This is a genomic window from Filomicrobium insigne (genome assembly GCF_900104305.1).
Taxonomy (GTDB): domain Bacteria; phylum Pseudomonadota; class Alphaproteobacteria; order Rhizobiales; family Hyphomicrobiaceae; genus Filomicrobium; species Filomicrobium insigne.
In genome coordinates, this window is record NZ_FNJC01000004.1 from 469,646 (window position 1) to 487,105 (window position 17,460).

The following is a 17,460-nucleotide window of genomic DNA, read 5'->3' on the forward strand; positions in this document are numbered from 1 at the left end:
GCTATGTTCCCTCCTTGTTCTCAGTGAACAAAAAGTGTACGTTGTGACTCGCGGACATGATCTGCAACTCACGGCAACATCGGGAATCGCGTTATGAGCAAGCCGGAACTTCGTGTCCTCGAAGGGGGAGCTATGGATAAGCAAAAGGCGCTGCAGGCCGCGCTCGAACAGATCGATAAGAACTTTGGCAAGGGCTCGATCATGCGGCTCGGGGCCAACGATAAGTCGATCGACGTTGAAGCGGTGCCGACTGGCTCGATCGGGTTGGACATCGCCCTTGGTATTGGCGGTTTGCCGCGTGGCCGAATTATAGAGATTTATGGTCCTGAATCCTCCGGAAAAACCACGCTTGCTCTGCACGTTGTGGCTGAGGCTCAGAAAAAGGGCGGCATTTGTGCCTTCGTTGATGCCGAACACGCGCTTGATCCGGTTTACGCGAAGCGGCTGGGCGTCAAAGTAGAAGATTTGCTGATTTCTCAGCCAGATGCTGGTGAACAGGCGCTGGAAATTGCAGATACGCTCGTTCGTTCGGGTGCCGTGGATGTATTGGTCATTGACTCGGTGGCCGCACTGACGCCAAGGGCGGAACTTGAAGGCGAAATGGGTGATAGTCTGCCTGGCCTTCAAGCCCGTCTGATGAGCCAGGCTCTGCGCAAGCTTACGGCTTCCATCTCCAAATCACGCTGCATGGTCATCTTCATCAACCAGATCCGGATGAAGATCGGCGTCATGTTCGGAAACCCGGAAACGACCACCGGTGGCAACGCGCTCAAGTTTTACGCTTCGGTTCGTCTCGACATCCGTCGCATTGGCCAGATCAAAGAGCGTGACGACGTTGTTGGCAATCAGACCCGCGTTAAGGTCGTGAAGAACAAGGTCGCGCCACCATTCAAGCAGGTCGAATTCGACATCATGTATGGTGAAGGTGTCTCCAGGGTCGGAGAGTTGGTTGATCTGGGCGTTAAAGCCGGCATTATCGAAAAGTCGGGGGCTTGGTATTCTTATGGTGACCAGCGCATAGGGCAGGGGCGCGAGAATACGAAAACGTTCCTCAAGGAAAATCCGAAAATCGCCGCTACGATCGAAAAGGCTATCCGCGAGAACGCGGGCCTCGTCGCGGATCATTTGCTGGTTGATCCTACCGTCGCTGAAGATGAGGACAGTGAACCGGCGGAGGTGCCGGCGGTTGTTGGCGAGGATGAAACCACTGACGATCAGGCCGGTGGCCGTAAATCGCGTGCCCGGCGCTGATTGAACACAGATCTGATCTAAGTCGAAATTTCGCGATGTTGGCGGGGTGGTTCTGAAGCGGACCCTCCGCCTTTCGCGTTCTTTAGCCTTGAGCGACTGGCTTAGAGGGCTTCGGTGTCCCGGAGCCCTTGCCTGGACAGGGCGCGCGTGCGCCGATAAAACGGCGACGAACTGCCGTTTTGGCTGTCCCGTGGTGCGGGGTGGGCAAGCGTCAGGCAGCGGTTGCCTTCCAGTTCCATCTTGATGGCGGAGAAGGCGACGCTACATCGATAAGACGACTTTTCTGGAGCCTGCGCGTCCGTTTTTCGCCGTCATTGCTTCTTCCGGCGTTTTTCCGGGTAACCTGACGGACGTGGCGGGTGGCAGCTTGCACAACTTCAAGCGCCGGGGATCAGGCGGAATACGCTTCGCTGGAAATGAGAAATAGTCTACAGCCTGAGCGTTTCGCGCGAATCCCGTGAGGCGTCAGGCTCTAGGGCTTGGAGTTGGCACTCTCTGACAGGATGGAATAGCACGCGGGGCAGACCCACGTTTTTTCTACGACCGCTAGCACGAGGCGATGAATGACCGGCGTTAATGAGATCCGAAGCGCATTTCTCGAATATTTCGGGAAGAACGGCCATGCGATAGTGCCGTCGTCGCCGCTTGTCCCGCGGAATGATCCGACGTTGATGTTCACCAACGCCGGGATGGTGCAGTTCAAGAACGTATTCACCGGTCATGAGACACGGGACTACGTGCGTGCTGTCACGTCGCAAAAATGTGTGCGCGCGGGCGGTAAGCACAACGATCTCGACAACGTGGGCTATACGGCGCGCCATCACACGTTCTTTGAGATGCTCGGCAACTTTTCATTTGGTGATTACTTCAAGGATGTCGCCATCGAATTGGCCTGGAACCTGATCACCAAGGAGTTTGGACTCGATCCCAAGCGTCTCCTGATCACGGTCTATAAAGAGGACGATCAGGCGTTCGATATCTGGAAGAAGCTCACGGGCTTTCCTGATGAGCGGATTATCCGCATCGGAACATCCGACAATTTCTGGCAGATGGGGGACACGGGCCCCTGCGGGCCGTGTTCGGAGATTTTCTTCGATCACGGGGAGCATATCCCTGGCGGACCTCCCGGCTCGCCGGACGAAGACGGTGACCGTTTCATCGAAATTTGGAATCTCGTGTTCATGCAGTACGAGCAGGTCACGCCCGGAGAGCGCGTCGACCTGCCACGCCCGTCCATTGACACTGGCATGGGGCTTGAGCGTATCGCGGCGGTTCTTCAGGGGACTCACGATAACTATGAAACAGACCTGTTTCGCGCTTTGATCGCGGCTTCGGTCGACCTGACGAATGTAGAAGCGACGGGTGAGCACAAAGCGAGCCACAGGGTCATCGCAGATCACTTGCGCGCGGTTTCGTTCCTCATTGCGGATGGCGTTCTGCCTGCGAACGATGGTCGTGGCTACGTCCTGCGCCGCATTATGCGACGGGCGATGCGTCACGCTCATCTTCTTGGCGCGACGGAGCCGTTGATGCATCGGCTCGTTCCGGCGTTGATGCGGCAGATGGCGGAAGCGTACCCCGAACTTAGCCGGGCTAACGCACTCATTACCGAGACGCTCAAACTTGAAGAAACGAAATTCCGCACGACTCTGATCAAAGGGCTCGGCCTATTGAGCGAAGCTTCGAGCGACCTTGGCAAGGGAGACGTCTTCTCTGGGGATGTCGCCTTCAAGCTCTACGATACGTACGGTTTTCCACTCGACCTAACCGAGGATGCATTGCGGACGCGCGGCATCGCTGTCGATCATGCTGCTTTCAACGCGGCTATGGAGCAGCAGAAGGCTGAGGCGCGCAAAGCTTGGAAAGGATCGGGGGAAGCGGCGACGGAAACCGTCTGGTTCGAAGTGCGGGATAAGGTCGGCGCCACCGAGTTCCTCGGTTATGACACGGAGGCGGCCGAGGGTGAGATCCTCTCGCTCATCAAAGACGGCAAGCCCGTGAAGACCCTCAAGGCGGGTGACGAAGCTCAGATCATCCTGAATCAAACGCCTTTTTACGGAGAGTCCGGCGGACAAGTGGGTGACACGGGTGTTATCCGCGGACCGAAGGGCGCCGTGTTCCGCGTTACAGATACGCAGAAAAGGTTGTCTGATCTTTTTGTTCACTTCGGCACGGTTGAGAGCGGGGCCTTCAAAACCGGCGAACCCGTCAGTCTCGAAGTTGATCATGCGCGGCGGACAGCGACGCGCGCCAACCACTCTGCAACGCACCTTCTGCATGAGGCTTTGCGCCAGGTGCTTGGAACGCACGTTGCTCAGAAGGGCTCGTTGGTTGCGCCAGAGCGTCTGCGGTTTGACTTCTCACATCCCAAGCCGATGACGGCTGATGAAATTCGCGAAGTCGAGCGTCGGGCCAATGAGATTGTCGTTCAGAACGTTCCTGTTGAAACGCGCCTGATGGCACTCGACGACGCGATGGAGTCGGGGGCGATGGCGCTGTTCGGCGAAAAGTATGGAGATGAAGTTCGTGTCGTTTCCATGGGCTATACACCTGGGGATGCGTCCGAATCCGTGGGCAAGAAGGCCAACAAAGCTTGGTCCGTCGAATTGTGCGGCGGTACGCATGCCAAGCGCACCGGCGACATCGGTCTCATCAAGGTCGTCGGTGAATCCGCGAGTGCCGCCGGCGTTCGTCGTATCGAAGCGCTGACCTCGGACGGCGCGCGCGCATATCTTGCGTCGCAGGACGAACGGCTTCGTGAGGCTGCGGCCATGCTTAGGACGCGGCCGGAGGAAGTTCTCGATCGCGTTCGTGCACTGCTTGAGGAGAAGAAACAGCTTGAACGGCAACTGAGCGATGCGAAGCGCCAGGCTGCGCTCGGCGGCTCAGGGGCTTCCGACACGGGTTCCGGATCTGCGGTTCGCACCGTGGGGGACGTCAAGCTTCTGGCGCGTACGGTTGAAGGGTTAAACCCGAAGGATCTGCGCGGACTTATCGACGACGGTAAGAAGCAAGTGGGGTCTGGCGTGGTTGCCGTGGTTGGTGTTACCGAAGATGGTAAGGCTGGCATCGCCGTTGGTGTGACCGGAGACCTGACGGATACCTACAGCGCTGTTGATCTGGTGCGTGTCGGTGCTGAAGCCCTCGGTGGCAAAGGTGGCGGCGGCCGACCTGACATGGCTCAGGCGGGCGGTCCGGATGGCAGCAAAGCAGCCGATGCGATCAAGGCTATCGAAACCCGCCTCGCGGGCTAACGACAATCAGTTCACGGGAAGGAAGCAGGACATGATGAATGTTTCGCGTTGCGGCGTTGCCGCTCTCGTCTTTGTGACGACCGTCGGTCTTGCCGCTGGTGGTGCCTGGGCCGACGCTTCCCCATGCGCGCGTGCCAATACAGATCCCGAGAAATTGCAGTCTGAGTTGTCGACCACGGAAAAGCTTCCTGAAGTGTTCCGCGACGACAATTACGTGGCGCTACAGGACAAGTCGACGTGGGCCATGTGGACCTTCACCTTGCCTTCGCATCCGGCCCATCCGGCTGTGGTCTGTCGCCGCCCCGTTCGTGAGGGCGAATCCATCACGCTCGATATGGTCGTGAACTGCAAGGGAGAGTCCAAGGCCTGCGCACAACTCGATCAGGACTTCCGTGCTCTCAATGCCCGCATGGCGCAAGAAATGAAGGCGAAGAAGTAGTCGCCGCCTTAACGCAGAGGGCTCTCCGCGGACGATGCCAAACAGCGCGACGGTGATTTATTTGCTGCTGATGTGGATTGTGTAGGCGCCGGCGGCTGATCGGTAGTGATCGTACACCTGAATAAGGTACCGTCCAGGTTGGGCGGACTTGAATGCTTGTGTCACGTCGGCGCCGCCGGTCGTGTTGTATGTTGCTGATATCTGAGACTTGGCTGGGTCGTATATGACAATGGCCGGGCGCAATGTCGTCGATCTGTTTTCGAGCCGTATTTCAGTTTCAGCCCGTCCTTCTGGGATTTCAAAGCTAAAGAAATCGCTATCGGCTGGGCCCATTATCGCTGCTTCTATTCCCTCCCCGATATTGATTGGCTTTGCCGTGAGTAGCCCGTCATTTGGTTCGAACGCATCATAGCTCTTTGTTGGAACGACGCGCACATTATAGACGCCAACGCTGTTGCCGTAGTGGTTGCTCACTCTAGCTGCGTAACGCGTGTCAGGCGTGGCGACGAATGTGTAAACAATATCGGCTCCCGCGGTCGTCTTGTGCACAGAGCCTAGGCTGGTTTTTTCTGCATCGAACAATTCGATCCGTGGCTCAAGCGTTGTGGACCGATTTTCTATTTCGACCCTGATCCAGTCTCGGTATTCCGCAGGCGTCGTGAAAGTGAAAAAGTCCGCGTCTTTCGGTGGATCAATCGATGCCGCGACCCACGTCTTCAATCCAAGCTGATTGGTCGACAGGCTGTCGTTGTTGGGTTCGCTTTCCCGCGCGTCGATCTCGATATGCCGAGGGGGTACGGCTTCCAGAGATTGCAGCGCCTGTTCCTTTCGAACTTCGACAACTTGATGGTTGAACGTTTTGGAAGCTTGCCGGGCTTCGCTGACTTTCTTTGCAATGGCTTGGTCGACCTGTTGTTTGGACGTGCTCGTCGCCGTATTCGTCGGGGATGCTGCGGCCGCAGTAGGCGTTATTGGGGAAGACGACGGCGTGTCAGTTGCCTGCATTGCCGTACGTACGAGCGCAACGATGTCTTCAACGCGCGATTCGTAATCACGTGCGTTTGCCTTGCACTGCAGGAACTGCTCAGGATCGAGGCGTCCGGCGTCGAGGACTGTGCAGCAGGTCTTTAGATTGATTGCCGTCATTTGAGCCCGTTCATCGAGCTCGGTCAGTTGTTCGCGACCGATCTTCAATTCGCCTTCGGTTTTCAGGAAGGAAACCTTTGTCGCCAATCCAACGGACGTTTGCTGAAAGATAGCTTCGCAGGGCGTCAGATTCGTTCTTAAAAGATCATAGCCCAAGTATAGCAATGCCATTGCGAACAAGCTGCTGGCGACCGCTACAACCTGACCAAATGAGCCGAGCCGTAAGCGCTTTTTGCGAATGCGGGTTGTCTGCTCTTCTTCAGGCATGAAAAACCTCAAAAAATAAAACAAACTCAAAATATTTGGTTCGAAAAACGCTTTACTGAAAAAACGCGTGAATTGTGTCTATGTAGCGACGACCGATGTCGCGGCAACGGCTTCGGTTTGAGGCTGTATTATAATTAAGCTCAAGTTAAGCCCTGCACTATAGTCTCCTGCCCGAGGAACGCTTTTTCCGTGATTTTCTGAGTTTATCAGCATCCCCATATCCGAAATTTCGAACGGAGAAGTCCGTGCTATCGTTTCAGAGAAAACCGACGCAGGACCGCGAGATCATTCAAACATCGGCGGCCCCTTCTATGGCAGTTGTCGATAATCAAGTGCTGGCTGCTCTTGAGGATCTCGTACGCTCTAATCTAACGGCAAAGATTGCCGCTGATGGACGCTTGGGAGAAACGCTGGAACAGCTTGTCGCGCTTGTGAAGAAGTCAAATTCTGCACAGCTGCAGGCTGTGAGCCAGCTGGGTGCACAGGCCGGCGAGTCCGCCATAAATATGGGCTGGGTCTATCACGACTTCCGCGAAGTCGCGGACTCGACCAAATCGATTTCGGGCGCCGTCGTCGAGCTCGCGGCGTCTATCAGCGAGTTGGCGGAATCTTCACGCACCAGTACAACGCAAGCGGAATCCGCGCGGGATACGATGCGGTGCTGTACTGACGACAGCCGCGGCGCGATCGATGCGATGCAGGCTATTCAGCAGCGTTCCAGCCATATCGGAGAGCGCGTCGCTGAGTTGCAGACCGCTGTCGACCAGATCAATTCCATGACAGGTGCTATCGATTCGATTGCCCGTCAGACAAACCTTCTCGCGCTCAACGCCACGATCGAAGCTGCGCGTGCCGGAGAGGCCGGTCGCGGATTTGCCGTTGTTGCTTCCGAAGTAAAAGAACTCTCGGTGGAGACAGGCAAGGCGACCCAGCAAATTCGCAATTGCGTTGAGGCATTGACGAATGAGATGGCCGAGATCAGCGTTGCGGTTAAAGAGAGCCTGAAGTCCGTCGAGGCGGGCAGTGATATCGTTCGCCAGGTCAGCTCGATCATCGAGAATGTCGGAGACGAGGTTAGCGAAGTTTCCGAGCGGATCCGCGGGTTGTTCAACCTCATTCAGCAGCAGGAAGCTGCGACATCGGAGATCAGCCAAAACGTTGTTCAGATTTCCGAGAAGGCCAATAAAAACAAGGATGAAGTCGAAGCGATTGGCAAGCGTTTGCAAGAGTCTGAGAAGCTGACTGCCAACACGTTTGCGGCCAGTGAGATGCTGCCGGTGGAGAACTTTGGTCTCATCCGCTTTGGCGCCGATGTCACGATTTGGAAGCGGCAGCTTTGCTCGGTTCTGCTTGGTACCGAATCTGCACAATCTGTCAGCGGCAAGTTCTCTGTCTCTTCTGCTATCGAGGACGCGCGGCACTTGGCGGCTTCGAAACCCGCCCTCAAGCCGATCTGCGGCGAACTGGAAAGCTCGATGCAGCAGGCACAGCGTTTTGCTGAGAAGCTCATTGGCGAGATCAAGAACTGCAACTGGAATGAAGCAACGCCCGCGTATGTAAGCTGCGACGACGCGATCACAAAAGCGATCGCTGCTACCAACAAGCTCCTGGAACAAGCAGCCCGCTAAGCTCTGCGTTCTCCTATAGGAAAGCCCTGACAGTCATAAACTGTCAGGGCTTTTTTTCGTCGCGAAATTTGTGTGCGGCGTATCAGACGGCGCCCATCGCGATCTTGAGGTTTTCATCGACCTTGTCGAGGAAGCCGGTTGTGGTCAGCCATGCCTGGTCGGGGCCGACCAACAAAGCGAGATCCTTCGTCATGAAGCCGCTTTCAACCGTGTCGACACATACCTTTTCAAGGGTTGTCGCGAACTTGGCGAGTTCTTCATTGCCATCGAGTTTCGCGCGATGCATCAAGCCTCTGGTCCAGGCGAAGATCGATGCGATGGAATTGGTCGAGGTTTCACGACCCTCCTGGTGTTGGCGATAGTGACGCGTCACCGTCCCATGGGCGGCTTCGGCTTCGACGGTACGGCCATCTGGAGACATCAGAACGGAGGTCATCAGGCCCAACGAACCGAAACCTTGCGCGACCGTGTCGGACTGAACGTCGCCGTCGTAGTTCTTACATGCCCAGATATAACCGCCCGACCACTTCATCGCGCAGGCGACCATGTCGTCAATGAGACGGTGCTCGTAGGTGATCCCGGCGGCCTTGAATTTATCCTGGAATTCTTTCTCGTAGATCTCCTGGAAGATGTCCTTGAAGCGACCGTCGTAGGCTTTCAGGATCGTGTTCTTCGTTGACAGATAGACGGGATAATTCCGCGCTAGGCCATAGTTCATTGATGCGCGCGCGAAGTCTTTAATTGCTTCGTCGAGATTGTACATGGCCATGGCAACGCCGGAGCCGGGGGACTTGAACACCTCGTGCTCAATCACCTGTCCGTCTTCGCCAACAAATTTGATCGTTAGAGTGCCGGCGCTTGGGAACTTGAAATCTGTTGCGCGATATTGGTCGCCGAATGCGTGACGGCCGACGACGATCGGTTGCGTCCAGCCGGGAACCAGCCGCGGCACGTTTTTGCAGATAATCGGTTCGCGGAAGATAACGCCGCCAAGGATGTTACGGATCGTGCCGTTGGGCGAGCGGTACATGCGCTTGAGGCCGAATTCCTCGACGCGTGCTTCGTCCGGCGTGATCGTTGCGCACTTGACGCCGACACCGTGTTTCTTAATGGCGTTGGCAGCGTCGACGGTGATTTGATCGTCCGTTCTATCGCGCTCTTCGATGCCCAGATCGTAGTACTCGAGATTGACGTCAAGATACGGGTGGATCAGCTTATCTTTGATGAACTGCCAAATGATGCGCGTCATCTCATCGCCGTCGAGCTCAACGACGGTGCCGGTCACCTTGATTTTTTGCATATGATCTGGGCCTCAACTGCCTTAATTCGGGGTTTCGCGGCGCACCTTAGCCGTCCGCCCAAGGCACAACAAGCAGACCGAAGGGCTAATCCAACCTTCAGCAAACGCCCACCAGGAGCCGCAAGAAACTTGAAACACGTTCACAACGACGGTTTGAAAATATCAGTCGACATAACTGGTGATCTACCAGTTCCGGTTATCTCAGGTTCGTCCGTATCGGTTGGCGCTGTTGTGCATGCCTGCCATGAAGGCTCAATCGACGGTGCCTTGGATCAATTTTCTCTGACGGGATTAGATCGGACCAGCCTTGATGATGTGCTGCGTTATTGCGCCGAGCGGCGATGTGAGGCCGACAAAGCGAGTTGTCCGGGATGCCGTCGCCGTATGGAAAGTCAGGGTTTAACCAGTTTTGACGCGTTCGCTCGGGATCACGCGGCCATTATTATCGGCGATGGTTCGTTACGATTAGAGGGGCCTGGCGTCCGTACTGCGCAATCCGAGAGTCTTGAGACCCTGGCCGAAACGTGGTCTGGCGAAAAGTATTGGTATTGGGCGCGGCGCGTTATTCGCAAACTACGTCACGGTATTCGTCGCGCCCACATTCAGGGGACCCCTTTCGCCGAAGAAGGGCAGACCCCGGCGGTTATTCTGATGGAGCCGCAACTTGCAGACAATATCGGTATGGTGGCGCGCGCCATGGCGAATTTTGGGCTCGATGAGCTGCGTCTCGTTGCCCCGCGCGATGGATGGCCGAATGAAAAAGCGCGGATTGCTGCATCAGGGGCGAATTACGTTATCGACGACGCGGTTGCCTTCGAGAAACTCTCTGATGCTACGGCGGATCTGACCTGGGTTTGTGCAACGACCGCGCGGCAACGCGACCTTCGGAAACCCATTTTAACGCCAGATCAGGCTGTTACGGAAATGTCACGGAGAATCTCCGAGGGACAGCGTTGCGGTATGTTATTTGGGCGAGAGCGGAATGGGTTGGAAACTGCAGAACTGGCTGATGCCGACGCCCTCATCATGATCCCTGTGAACGCCGAATTCGCGTCCTTGAACCTCGCACAGGCCGTTTTGATTCTGGGTTATACCTGGATGCAGGGCCGCGAAGAGCAAAGCCTCGGGCGTGTCACGACTTACGAAAAGCCGCTTCAAACCGGACTTAATATGGGAGCAGATCGTCCGGCGACGAAACAGGAGCAGCTTGGCTTCTTCGAACATCTGGAGAGTGAGCTTGATCGGCACGGCTTCTTTAACCCGGTCGAACGGCGGCCGATGGTCGTACGCAATTTGCGCACCTTGTTCACACGTATGGAGCCAACCGCGCAGGAAATCCGCACCCTTCGTGGCGTTGTTGCCACACTGGTCCGTGGCAAGGGTCCCGCGCGAAAATCTTAAGCAGCAACCGCCTTATTCAAGCCAAGTTTTCAGCAGAGCGATGCCCGGCGGGTGTGGCATGGACAACAGCGAGGCTCGGCAACTCAAGCTGAAGCCCACGTGCGCGGTTACGCTCATGAAAAAGCATGACACATCCGGAATTTTGAGCGACGTACACGTCAATAAAGCGAGCAAATCAAATCTGCGGCGGGCAGACGGGGGCTGATTGGAGATGCGGATGAATCGTAAGGCGGGGCTGGGTCTTGTTGGCGGGATCGCCTGCGTGGTGGCTGTTTTGTTTCCGGCCTACGCACAGGAACTTAGCGAAAAGTCCGTGCGCACGTTCATGAACTATGCGTGGCAGTTGGTGCCTTCACAGTTTACTCCGCCCAACGGCGATACGATCATGATCGATAAGACCAAGAAGGATGCGGTCATGGTCCCGATAGACGTTGCGCGTGAGGTTATTCGTGTCGGACGGCTTTCGGCACATGCGCAGATCTGCGACCTCAAGGAGGAGCAGATCTGTAACTATCAGTCGTTGATGCGGCGTGAGGTCAATAAAAAGTCCTGGAGCGAGCAGCAGCTTGTCTACATTTCCCAGCTTCACCTGACGACCGTCATGCTGCTGACGGGCAAGATCAAGCTCGTTGAAAAGGATGGCGATAAGGAAGTTGTCGTCGAAGAAAGCAAGGCGCCCGCGGCGGCGACTTGCACCGAAGAGCAGAAGGCCAAGGTTACGGAAGTGATCGCCACCTACGTTAAGGCGGGCCCGGATCTCAACGCCGATATCTGCAAATTCGACAACGCAGCCAAGAAATAGCGTACGTTTTTAGCCGGTTGACGTCCGCGTGTTCCGGTTGTAAACGCTTGAGGTCTTCACGGGGCCATGGTCGGCCCCGTGTTGTTTTTTGCGCACCTGCGGTATTGGCGGCGATTTGGACTTCCGGTTCAATGCGTCTCCGTCTTTACCTGTCGGCTCCGGCCTTCCGGTCGGCGCAGAGGAAGGGGCGCTCCAAATCAAAAAAACTATACGCAACTTAAATTGGAGTGCTAAGAAATGACGAAGCGCATTCGCGCCAAGCATAAACTTGACCGTCGTATGGGCGAGAACATCTGGGGCCGCCCGAAGAGCCCGGTAAACAAGCGTGAATCCAAGCCTGGTCAGCACGGCGATCGTCGTGGCGGCAAGCTTTCCGACTTCGGCCAGCAGCTCCGCGCCAAGCAGAAGCTCAAGGGCTACTACGGCAACATCACCGAGAGCCAGTTTCTCCGCATTTACAAAGAAGCTGTGCGTCTCAAGGGCTCGACGTCGGAGCATATCATCGGTCTTCTCGAGCGCCGTCTTGATGCTGTGATTTATCGCGCCAAGTTTGTACCGACGGTCTTTGCTGCGCGTCAGTTCGTCAGCCATGGCCATGTTTCAGTCAATGGCCGCCGCGTGACCATTCCGAGTTTCCGCGTTCGCATCGGCGACGTGATCGAAGTTCGTGAGAAGGGTAAGCAGATGGCGCTGGTGCTTGAAGCTAGCCAGAGCGCTGAGCGCGACGTACCTGACTATATCGAAGCTGACCACGGTAAGATGGTCGCGAAGCTTCTACGCGTGCCGGCTCTTTCCGACGTGCCTTATCCGGTGCAGATGGAGCCGAACCTGGTGGTCGAGTTCTACTCGCGCTAATCCGGCGTCGCGGGTGATCCCGCGGTTATGTCATTACGAAAAGCGGCTGGCCGATCAGGCTGGCCGCTTTTTGTTTGTGAAGGCTACAGCTTCGGTGTGGGTTTGTTAGCTCCAGCGCCGGTTCGACCACATCCATTGTTCGGGACTTTCCCGGATCCATGCTTCGAACTCCTGCTGCATCGCTGTCATGATCCATTTGATGTCTTCGGACTGATTAGCGGTGCGAGGGACGCGCAGTTCCTTCAATTCAATTTCGAAGCGGCTCGAGGTCCCAATGCGCTTGCAGCGTGAGAGCCAGAGACGTGCGCCGACGCGTCGGGCAATCATGGCTCCGATGGCTTGTGTTTTGGCTGGCTGGCCGAAAAACGGCACTGGGATTCCGGTGCGGTCATAGAGATCGCAGACCATTCCGAGGCGGCCGCCCTTCCTCACGTAGTCCGTAATCACGCGCGCCGTTTTGCGGTCGTCGCCGTGGTCCCCTTCGACTTTGCCCCGCCCGAACAGGCCGCCAGTGTAAAGATCTTTGCGTTGTGCGCGTAGGTATTCGTCGACATATGGGTTGTTGACGGAACGGTAGATCGCGGCGGGATTGGCGTTCGCGAGCGTCAGCGGCCAGATCGCCAATTCCCAATTGCCCATATGTAGCGAGATGCCGATTGCCGGGCCTAGCTTGTCACGGTAACGACCGAACATTGCGGCGCTCGTGATGACGATGCGATCGGGTTCGGCGATGATACGATCGATCTGCATGGTCTCAGCCATGACGCGGCCGAGATTCTCCCAATGGGCCATACAGATCGCGAGCCGTTCCTCTTCGCTCTTCTCAGGGAAGGCGATCGCGAGATTGGCCAGCGCGCGATTGTGTCGTTTGGGGTTGATGCGGGGAGCCAGAAGGCGCCACGCCCTTGCAGATGCGGATGTCGCGACTTCCAGAGGAAGCGCCCGCACGACAGCGATGACGCAGCGCAGTACGACGTATTCCAGGCGAAACTGAATGTCGCGAAAGCGAGCGGCGGGTTTCATGCGGGTTCGTGACAGATTCTTTCCAGAGACGATGCGCGCCCGCCGGTTGATCCCCTGGCTTTCAGGAGCCTAATCCGCGCGGGCCGGGTAGCCTTTACAGTGTTGTGCGCCTGCTCGCAAACGTTGCGTCTCGCGTGTCGGCTTCACGCATGAGCGGCGGCGGATCACCGGCAGGCGCGAGGCCTGCAGCCATGATGCGGCGGCGCAGAGGAGAGAGTGCCTTGAGGGCGTGAACCCCTGCACCTCTCAGCAGCTGCACTGGGATAAGCTGCGAGGTAAGTGAGTAGTTGAGGAGATCAACGGCGCGGGCACGGCTGTTGACATCGCCATGGCGGGCGTTGTCGTAGCGCCGCAGGAGATCATCACTACCCAGGTCCTGCTTTTCCAGCTTGGCGGTGTGAAGAATGTCGGCAAGAGTGGCGATGTCCCTGAAGCTCAAGTTCAATCCTTGTGCACCTATCGGCGGGGCGACGTGTGCGGCTTCCCCTACGAGGGCAATTCGGTTTCGGCCCATGCTTTCTGAAGACATCATAGAAAGTGGAAACACGACGCGAGGGCCTAAATCGCTCAGTTTTCCAAGCAAGCCCTGCAGATTGTCCTCTAGCGTGTGCAAGAAGTCTGCTGCGCTGATTGAGGCGAGGCGATGAGCAACATCTGGGTGTTCAACCCAAATGAGGCTTGAGGCGCGCCCTGGCATTGGAACGGTGGTCATGGGGCCTGCACGACGGTGGAATTCTGTCGAAATCCCATGGTGCGGCACAGTATGCTTGAACGTGCATGCCAACGCGGCCTGATTGTAGGTGTGTGAGGCGGTGGCGATACCGGCGGCGTGCCGGCAAATAGACCGACGGCCATCAGCCCCGATAATTAGTTGCGTGGTAAGGGTTTGACCTTCCGCAAGAGTAAGAGATGCGCGGTCCGCATCTACCGCAATATCCTGCGCGCCAGCGCTTGCGATCACCGTCAATCCGTGGCCAAACTCGGCCGCAGCCTGTCTGAGCGCAGCAACAAGGGCCTGTTGAGGCACGTTGTAGCCAAACAGGTCATGGCCAATTTCGGATGCCTGGAAAACGACCTCAGGTGCTCGCAGCAGCGCGCCCGTATCATCAATCAGCCTGATGGCATTCAATGGCGCGCTTGCAGGCTCACAGGCCGTCCAGGCGCCGATGTTCGACAATAGTGTCAAGGAATTTTTAAAGAGCGCCGCAGTCCGTGTGTCGGCGCCGGCAGCGGCGGGATTGTGGGGCGCGGCGATAAGAGCGACGCGTAGGTCGGATTGGGCAACAGCGAGAGCGGCGGCGAGCCCTGTCGGGCCTGCACCGACGATGATGGCGTCGTAATCGGAAGAATTTCGCATTGCTTTAAATGGACTTTTTGTGCATGCGCCGGTTCTTGGTCGAGCCGAGCTATATTTCAGCGAGCAGGTCGTTTGGAGATGTTCAGATCTTATGCACATGGTCTCGCAGAAAGGACAAGGTGGCTCTGCGGCCCGTATTGCGGAGGTTGTACGCAAATCAGCTGGTGGAATTGGTGATAGTAGCAGATGCTATTTATTGTGGCGTTACTGCCACGAATCACAGCTGATTCGGGTCACACGGTCGAATGAGGTTTACGGGCGATCCGGCATTGGGATACCACTTGTGAAGCCAAGCCGAGGCTGGGACGTAAAATTCCCGCTGAGATGAGAAGGGACTTGGCACAGAGTCAATTCGCGGTGCCCAGTCTAACGGCTTGAGTGCCACAAGTGTTAGTAAACGGAGATGTTCAGTTATGATCGGGGGACTCTTCAAGACCACCAGCACGCTAGCGCTTGCGGCTGTTGCTGGTCTTATGGTGAGCGGCGTATCCGCTAAGGCTGCAGACCTTGGTGGCGATTGCTGCGCAGACCTTGAGGAGCGCGTTGCAGAACTTGAAGCAACGACGGCTCGTAAGGGCAACCGCAAGGTAAGCCTGGAAGTCTATGGCCAGGTGACGACCGCTGTGATGTGGTGGGACGATGGCTACGAAGACAACGTTTACGTTGTCGATCCGCAGACGTCGAACACGCGCTTCGGCTTCAGAGGTTCTGCTCGTGTTACCCCGGATATTTCCGCTGGTTACCAGATCGAGCTGGCTTGGCAGCAAGCTGACGCCACGAGGGTGCGCGAAGACAACGACGAGGGCGCGGATATGCCCGAGTTCCGTCAGGCGCACTGGTACATCAAGAGCGAGACCTGGGGTAAAGTTCGCGTCGGTTTTGCCGACACGGCAAACTCGGGCATCGCAGAAATCGACCTGTCGAACGCCAGCGTTGCTGACGGTATGTCGTCCTCGCAGGCTGGCTCGGCCATCATGCAGAACGACATGGGCGGCCCGGCATTCGGCAACTACGAGTTCAACCGCGCCAACGTCGTTCGCTACGACACGCCGACCTTTGGTGGTTTCGTGGTGTCTGCGGCCTGGGGTGAAGATGACCTTTGGGACGTTGCTGTCCGCTACGCCGGTGAGTGGGGTGGCTTCAAGATTGCTGCAGGTATCGCCTACGGTGAGAACACAGACCGCAACAACGGCGCTGGCCCTTCGGATGATCCGGCTGTTGAAGTGCTGAACGGTGGTTTGTCCATCATGCACTCGCCAACGGGTCTCTTCGTTACGGGTTCGGCCGGTACGCGTGATGCCGATGACTTCGCCGATGAAGAGCACTTCTGGTTCGTGAGCGGCGGTATCGAGCAGAAGTGGAACTCGCTCGGCAAGACCACGCTGTTCGGTATGGGCGGCGAGCAGGAGGATCGGCTTGATCGCACGGCGACCTTCTGGGGTCTCGGTGTTGTTCAGAAGATCGATGCTGCGGCTATGGATCTCTTCGTCAGCTACCGTCACTACGAACTGGATGGCGGTACAGTTGGCCTGTTCGGTCCTGAAGATCAGTTCGACACCGTTGTCGGTGGCGCACGCATCAAGTTCTGATCGATCTCACGATTGGCAGATTACGGAAAGGGTCGCTTCGGCGGCCCTTTTTGTTTTTTGAAGTCTGAAGGGGCGCAGCAGGTTGGCTTGTTCAGGCTGGATGCCCTCACAAACCGCGAAGTAGAGCCCCAATTATTGTGGATAAGACTTGCTGAGCGACCGTGGGCTATAGGCGCAACTCAGTTGCTGGTGCGTGCCAAGGCGTCTTGCATCAGCTGTGCGTCTGTGTCTGCTCATTGCTGTATCGATGATTGATAAGTGACGATTTGAGTAGTGTGAGCCGTTGCATTTAACGATCAGGATTCGCATGGAAATTCTGCGGAGATCGCTTCCGAAAGAGAGACTGATCGGTGACACTGCTCTGTAGTAATCAGGCAACATCCCTCAGATGGGCTGTTCATAAAGAGCGATGTTTACGGTTCTTTAGGCCTCATTTCGGACTATCATTGCAGGCCATTAACACGGTGGCAGTTTGGCCACTCATGTGTGCCTATGGCTTGTTGCATCTGCGGATATGTTTGAAACCGGGGTGCTAAGAGCGTAGCGTCAAGTCGCTGACACGAATCGTCAGCAGTTTCGCCAGAGAATGGCGATTATGGCGTGCAGTTCATCGACGCGTGTCGTGCGTCGAGACGCGGGTGCAAGGGCTTTGCAAGTCGGCCGCAGTGCGGTTCCCGCGGTTTTGTTCCTGTAGCGTTTGTAAGCTTTCAGAGTTCGGTTGAGTTTCGGGGTTGGTCAATGCTGTGCATCTTTGCGCGCAGTCTGCCCCCTGCCCGAGCCGTTATGGGGTGTGCGCGTCGCGTGTGCTCCGTTGTCAGTGCGAATTCACGATACGACATTCAAGACTGTTGGGGGACACCAATGAAACTGATGACTGGCGTTGCGATGTTCGCCCTCATGGCGGCATATGCGACGAATGCTTCGGCCGCCGACCTTGGTGGCGATTGCTGCGCAGACCTTGAGGAGCGCGTTGCGGAGCTCGAGGCAACGACGGCTCGTAAGGGCAACCGCAAGGTAAGCCTGGAGGTTTATGGCCAAGTCACGACCGCTGTCATGTGGTGGGACGATGGTTTTGAGGACAACGTCTACGTCGTTGATCCGCAGACCTCTAACACCCGTTTTGGGTTCCGCGGTAAAGCGGCGATCAA

Annotated in this window: 12 protein-coding genes and 1 pseudogene; 9 read left to right on the forward strand and 4 right to left on the reverse strand. The window is 56.6% G+C overall.

Annotated features, from left to right (window positions below; translation table 11 throughout):
• Positions 1–93: 93 nt before the first annotated feature.
• The 3 genes from recA (at position 94) to BLS30_RS15855 (ending at position 4,944) form a co-directional block, all read left to right on the forward strand.
• Positions 94–1,251, forward strand: coding sequence for a recombinase RecA (gene recA, locus BLS30_RS15845; protein ID WP_046478512.1), 1,158 nt, complete (start codon positions 94–96; stop codon positions 1,249–1,251).
• A gap of 563 nt (positions 1,252–1,814) precedes the next feature.
• Complete coding sequence (gene alaS, locus BLS30_RS15850) at positions 1,815–4,505, forward strand: alanine--tRNA ligase (protein ID WP_090230217.1); 2,691 nt, start codon at positions 1,815–1,817, stop codon at positions 4,503–4,505.
• A gap of 31 nt (positions 4,506–4,536) precedes the next feature.
• Positions 4,537–4,944, forward strand: a complete 408-nt coding sequence (locus BLS30_RS15855; protein WP_052743975.1) for a hypothetical protein — start codon at positions 4,537–4,539, stop codon at positions 4,942–4,944.
• Positions 4,945–5,001: 57 nt separating this feature from the next.
• Here BLS30_RS15855 and BLS30_RS15860 read toward each other — a convergent pair whose 3' ends face one another.
• The gene (locus BLS30_RS15860) at positions 5,002–6,357 is read right to left on the reverse strand and encodes a PPC domain-containing protein (protein WP_090230220.1); all 1,356 of its coding nucleotides are present in this window, start codon (positions 6,355–6,357) and stop codon (positions 5,002–5,004) included.
• Between the two features lie 245 nt (positions 6,358–6,602).
• Here BLS30_RS15860 and BLS30_RS15865 point away from each other — a divergent pair, with 245 nt between their 5' ends.
• On the forward strand, positions 6,603–7,985 hold the full coding sequence (locus BLS30_RS15865) for a methyl-accepting chemotaxis protein (protein ID WP_210184051.1): 1,383 nt from the start codon (positions 6,603–6,605) through the stop codon (positions 7,983–7,985).
• Between the two features lie 82 nt (positions 7,986–8,067).
• Here the strand turns inward: BLS30_RS15865 and BLS30_RS15870 are convergent, their stop codons facing one another.
• Positions 8,068–9,285, reverse strand: coding sequence for an NADP-dependent isocitrate dehydrogenase (locus BLS30_RS15870; RefSeq protein ID WP_046478516.1), 1,218 nt, complete (start codon positions 9,283–9,285; stop codon positions 8,068–8,070).
• A 129-nt stretch (positions 9,286–9,414) separates the two neighbouring features.
• Here BLS30_RS15870 and BLS30_RS15875 point away from each other — a divergent pair, with 129 nt between their 5' ends.
• From BLS30_RS15875 to rpsD, 3 genes are all read left to right on the forward strand, one after another.
• On the forward strand, positions 9,415–10,686 hold the full coding sequence (locus BLS30_RS15875) for an RNA methyltransferase (RefSeq protein ID WP_052743974.1): 1,272 nt from the start codon (positions 9,415–9,417) through the stop codon (positions 10,684–10,686).
• A gap of 217 nt (positions 10,687–10,903) precedes the next feature.
• The gene (locus BLS30_RS15880) at positions 10,904–11,488 is read left to right on the forward strand and encodes a hypothetical protein (RefSeq protein ID WP_046478517.1); all 585 of its coding nucleotides are present in this window, start codon (positions 10,904–10,906) and stop codon (positions 11,486–11,488) included.
• Positions 11,489–11,725: 237 nt separating this feature from the next.
• Positions 11,726–12,343 (forward strand): 30S ribosomal protein S4, encoded by a 618-nt coding sequence (gene rpsD, locus BLS30_RS15885; protein ID WP_046478518.1) that lies wholly within the window; start codon positions 11,726–11,728, stop codon positions 12,341–12,343.
• 105 nt (positions 12,344–12,448) lie between these two features.
• Here rpsD and BLS30_RS15890 read toward each other — a convergent pair whose 3' ends face one another.
• Both BLS30_RS15890 and BLS30_RS15895 read right to left on the reverse strand, forming a co-directional pair.
• The gene (locus tag BLS30_RS15890) at positions 12,449–13,366 is read right to left on the reverse strand and encodes a lysophospholipid acyltransferase family protein (RefSeq protein WP_046478519.1); all 918 of its coding nucleotides are present in this window, start codon (positions 13,364–13,366) and stop codon (positions 12,449–12,451) included.
• A gap of 94 nt (positions 13,367–13,460) precedes the next feature.
• Positions 13,461–14,723, reverse strand: coding sequence for an FAD-dependent monooxygenase (locus BLS30_RS15895; RefSeq protein WP_170832497.1), 1,263 nt, complete (start codon positions 14,721–14,723; stop codon positions 13,461–13,463).
• Positions 14,724–15,136: 413 nt separating this feature from the next.
• Here BLS30_RS15895 and BLS30_RS15900 point away from each other — a divergent pair, with 413 nt between their 5' ends.
• Together BLS30_RS15900 and BLS30_RS15905 are read left to right on the forward strand one after the other, a co-directional pair.
• Entirely contained in the window at positions 15,137–16,312 is a 1,176-nt protein-coding gene (locus BLS30_RS15900; protein WP_090230225.1) for a porin, read from the forward strand.
• A gap of 861 nt (positions 16,313–17,173) precedes the next feature.
• A pseudogene (locus BLS30_RS15905) lies at positions 17,174–17,460 on the forward strand (porin); the annotation flags it as partial.

What these genes read in the sequence shown, in the direction of transcription:
- BLS30_RS15870 (WP_046478516.1), bottom strand. Translation starts at nt 9,285, where the DNA reads ATGCAAAAAATCAAGGTGACCGGCACCGTCGTTGAGCTCGACGGCGAT.
- alaS (WP_090230217.1), top strand. Translation starts at nt 1,815, where the DNA reads ATGACCGGCGTTAATGAGATCCGAAGCGCATTTCTCGAATATTTCGGG.
- BLS30_RS15860 (WP_090230220.1), bottom strand. Translation starts at nt 6,357, where the DNA reads ATGCCTGAAGAAGAGCAGACAACCCGCATTCGCAAAAAGCGCTTACGG.
- BLS30_RS15890 (WP_046478519.1), bottom strand. Translation starts at nt 13,366, where the DNA reads ATGAAACCCGCCGCTCGCTTTCGCGACATTCAGTTTCGCCTGGAATAC.
- BLS30_RS15900 (WP_090230225.1), top strand. Translation starts at nt 15,137, where the DNA reads ATGATCGGGGGACTCTTCAAGACCACCAGCACGCTAGCGCTTGCGGCT.
- BLS30_RS15880 (WP_046478517.1), top strand. Translation starts at nt 10,904, where the DNA reads ATGAATCGTAAGGCGGGGCTGGGTCTTGTTGGCGGGATCGCCTGCGTG.
- BLS30_RS15895 (WP_170832497.1), bottom strand. Translation starts at nt 14,723, where the DNA reads ATGCGAAATTCTTCCGATTACGACGCCATCATCGTCGGTGCAGGCCCG.
- BLS30_RS15855 (WP_052743975.1), top strand. Translation starts at nt 4,537, where the DNA reads ATGATGAATGTTTCGCGTTGCGGCGTTGCCGCTCTCGTCTTTGTGACG.
- rpsD (WP_046478518.1), top strand. Translation starts at nt 11,726, where the DNA reads ATGACGAAGCGCATTCGCGCCAAGCATAAACTTGACCGTCGTATGGGC.
- recA (WP_046478512.1), top strand. Translation starts at nt 94, where the DNA reads ATGAGCAAGCCGGAACTTCGTGTCCTCGAAGGGGGAGCTATGGATAAG.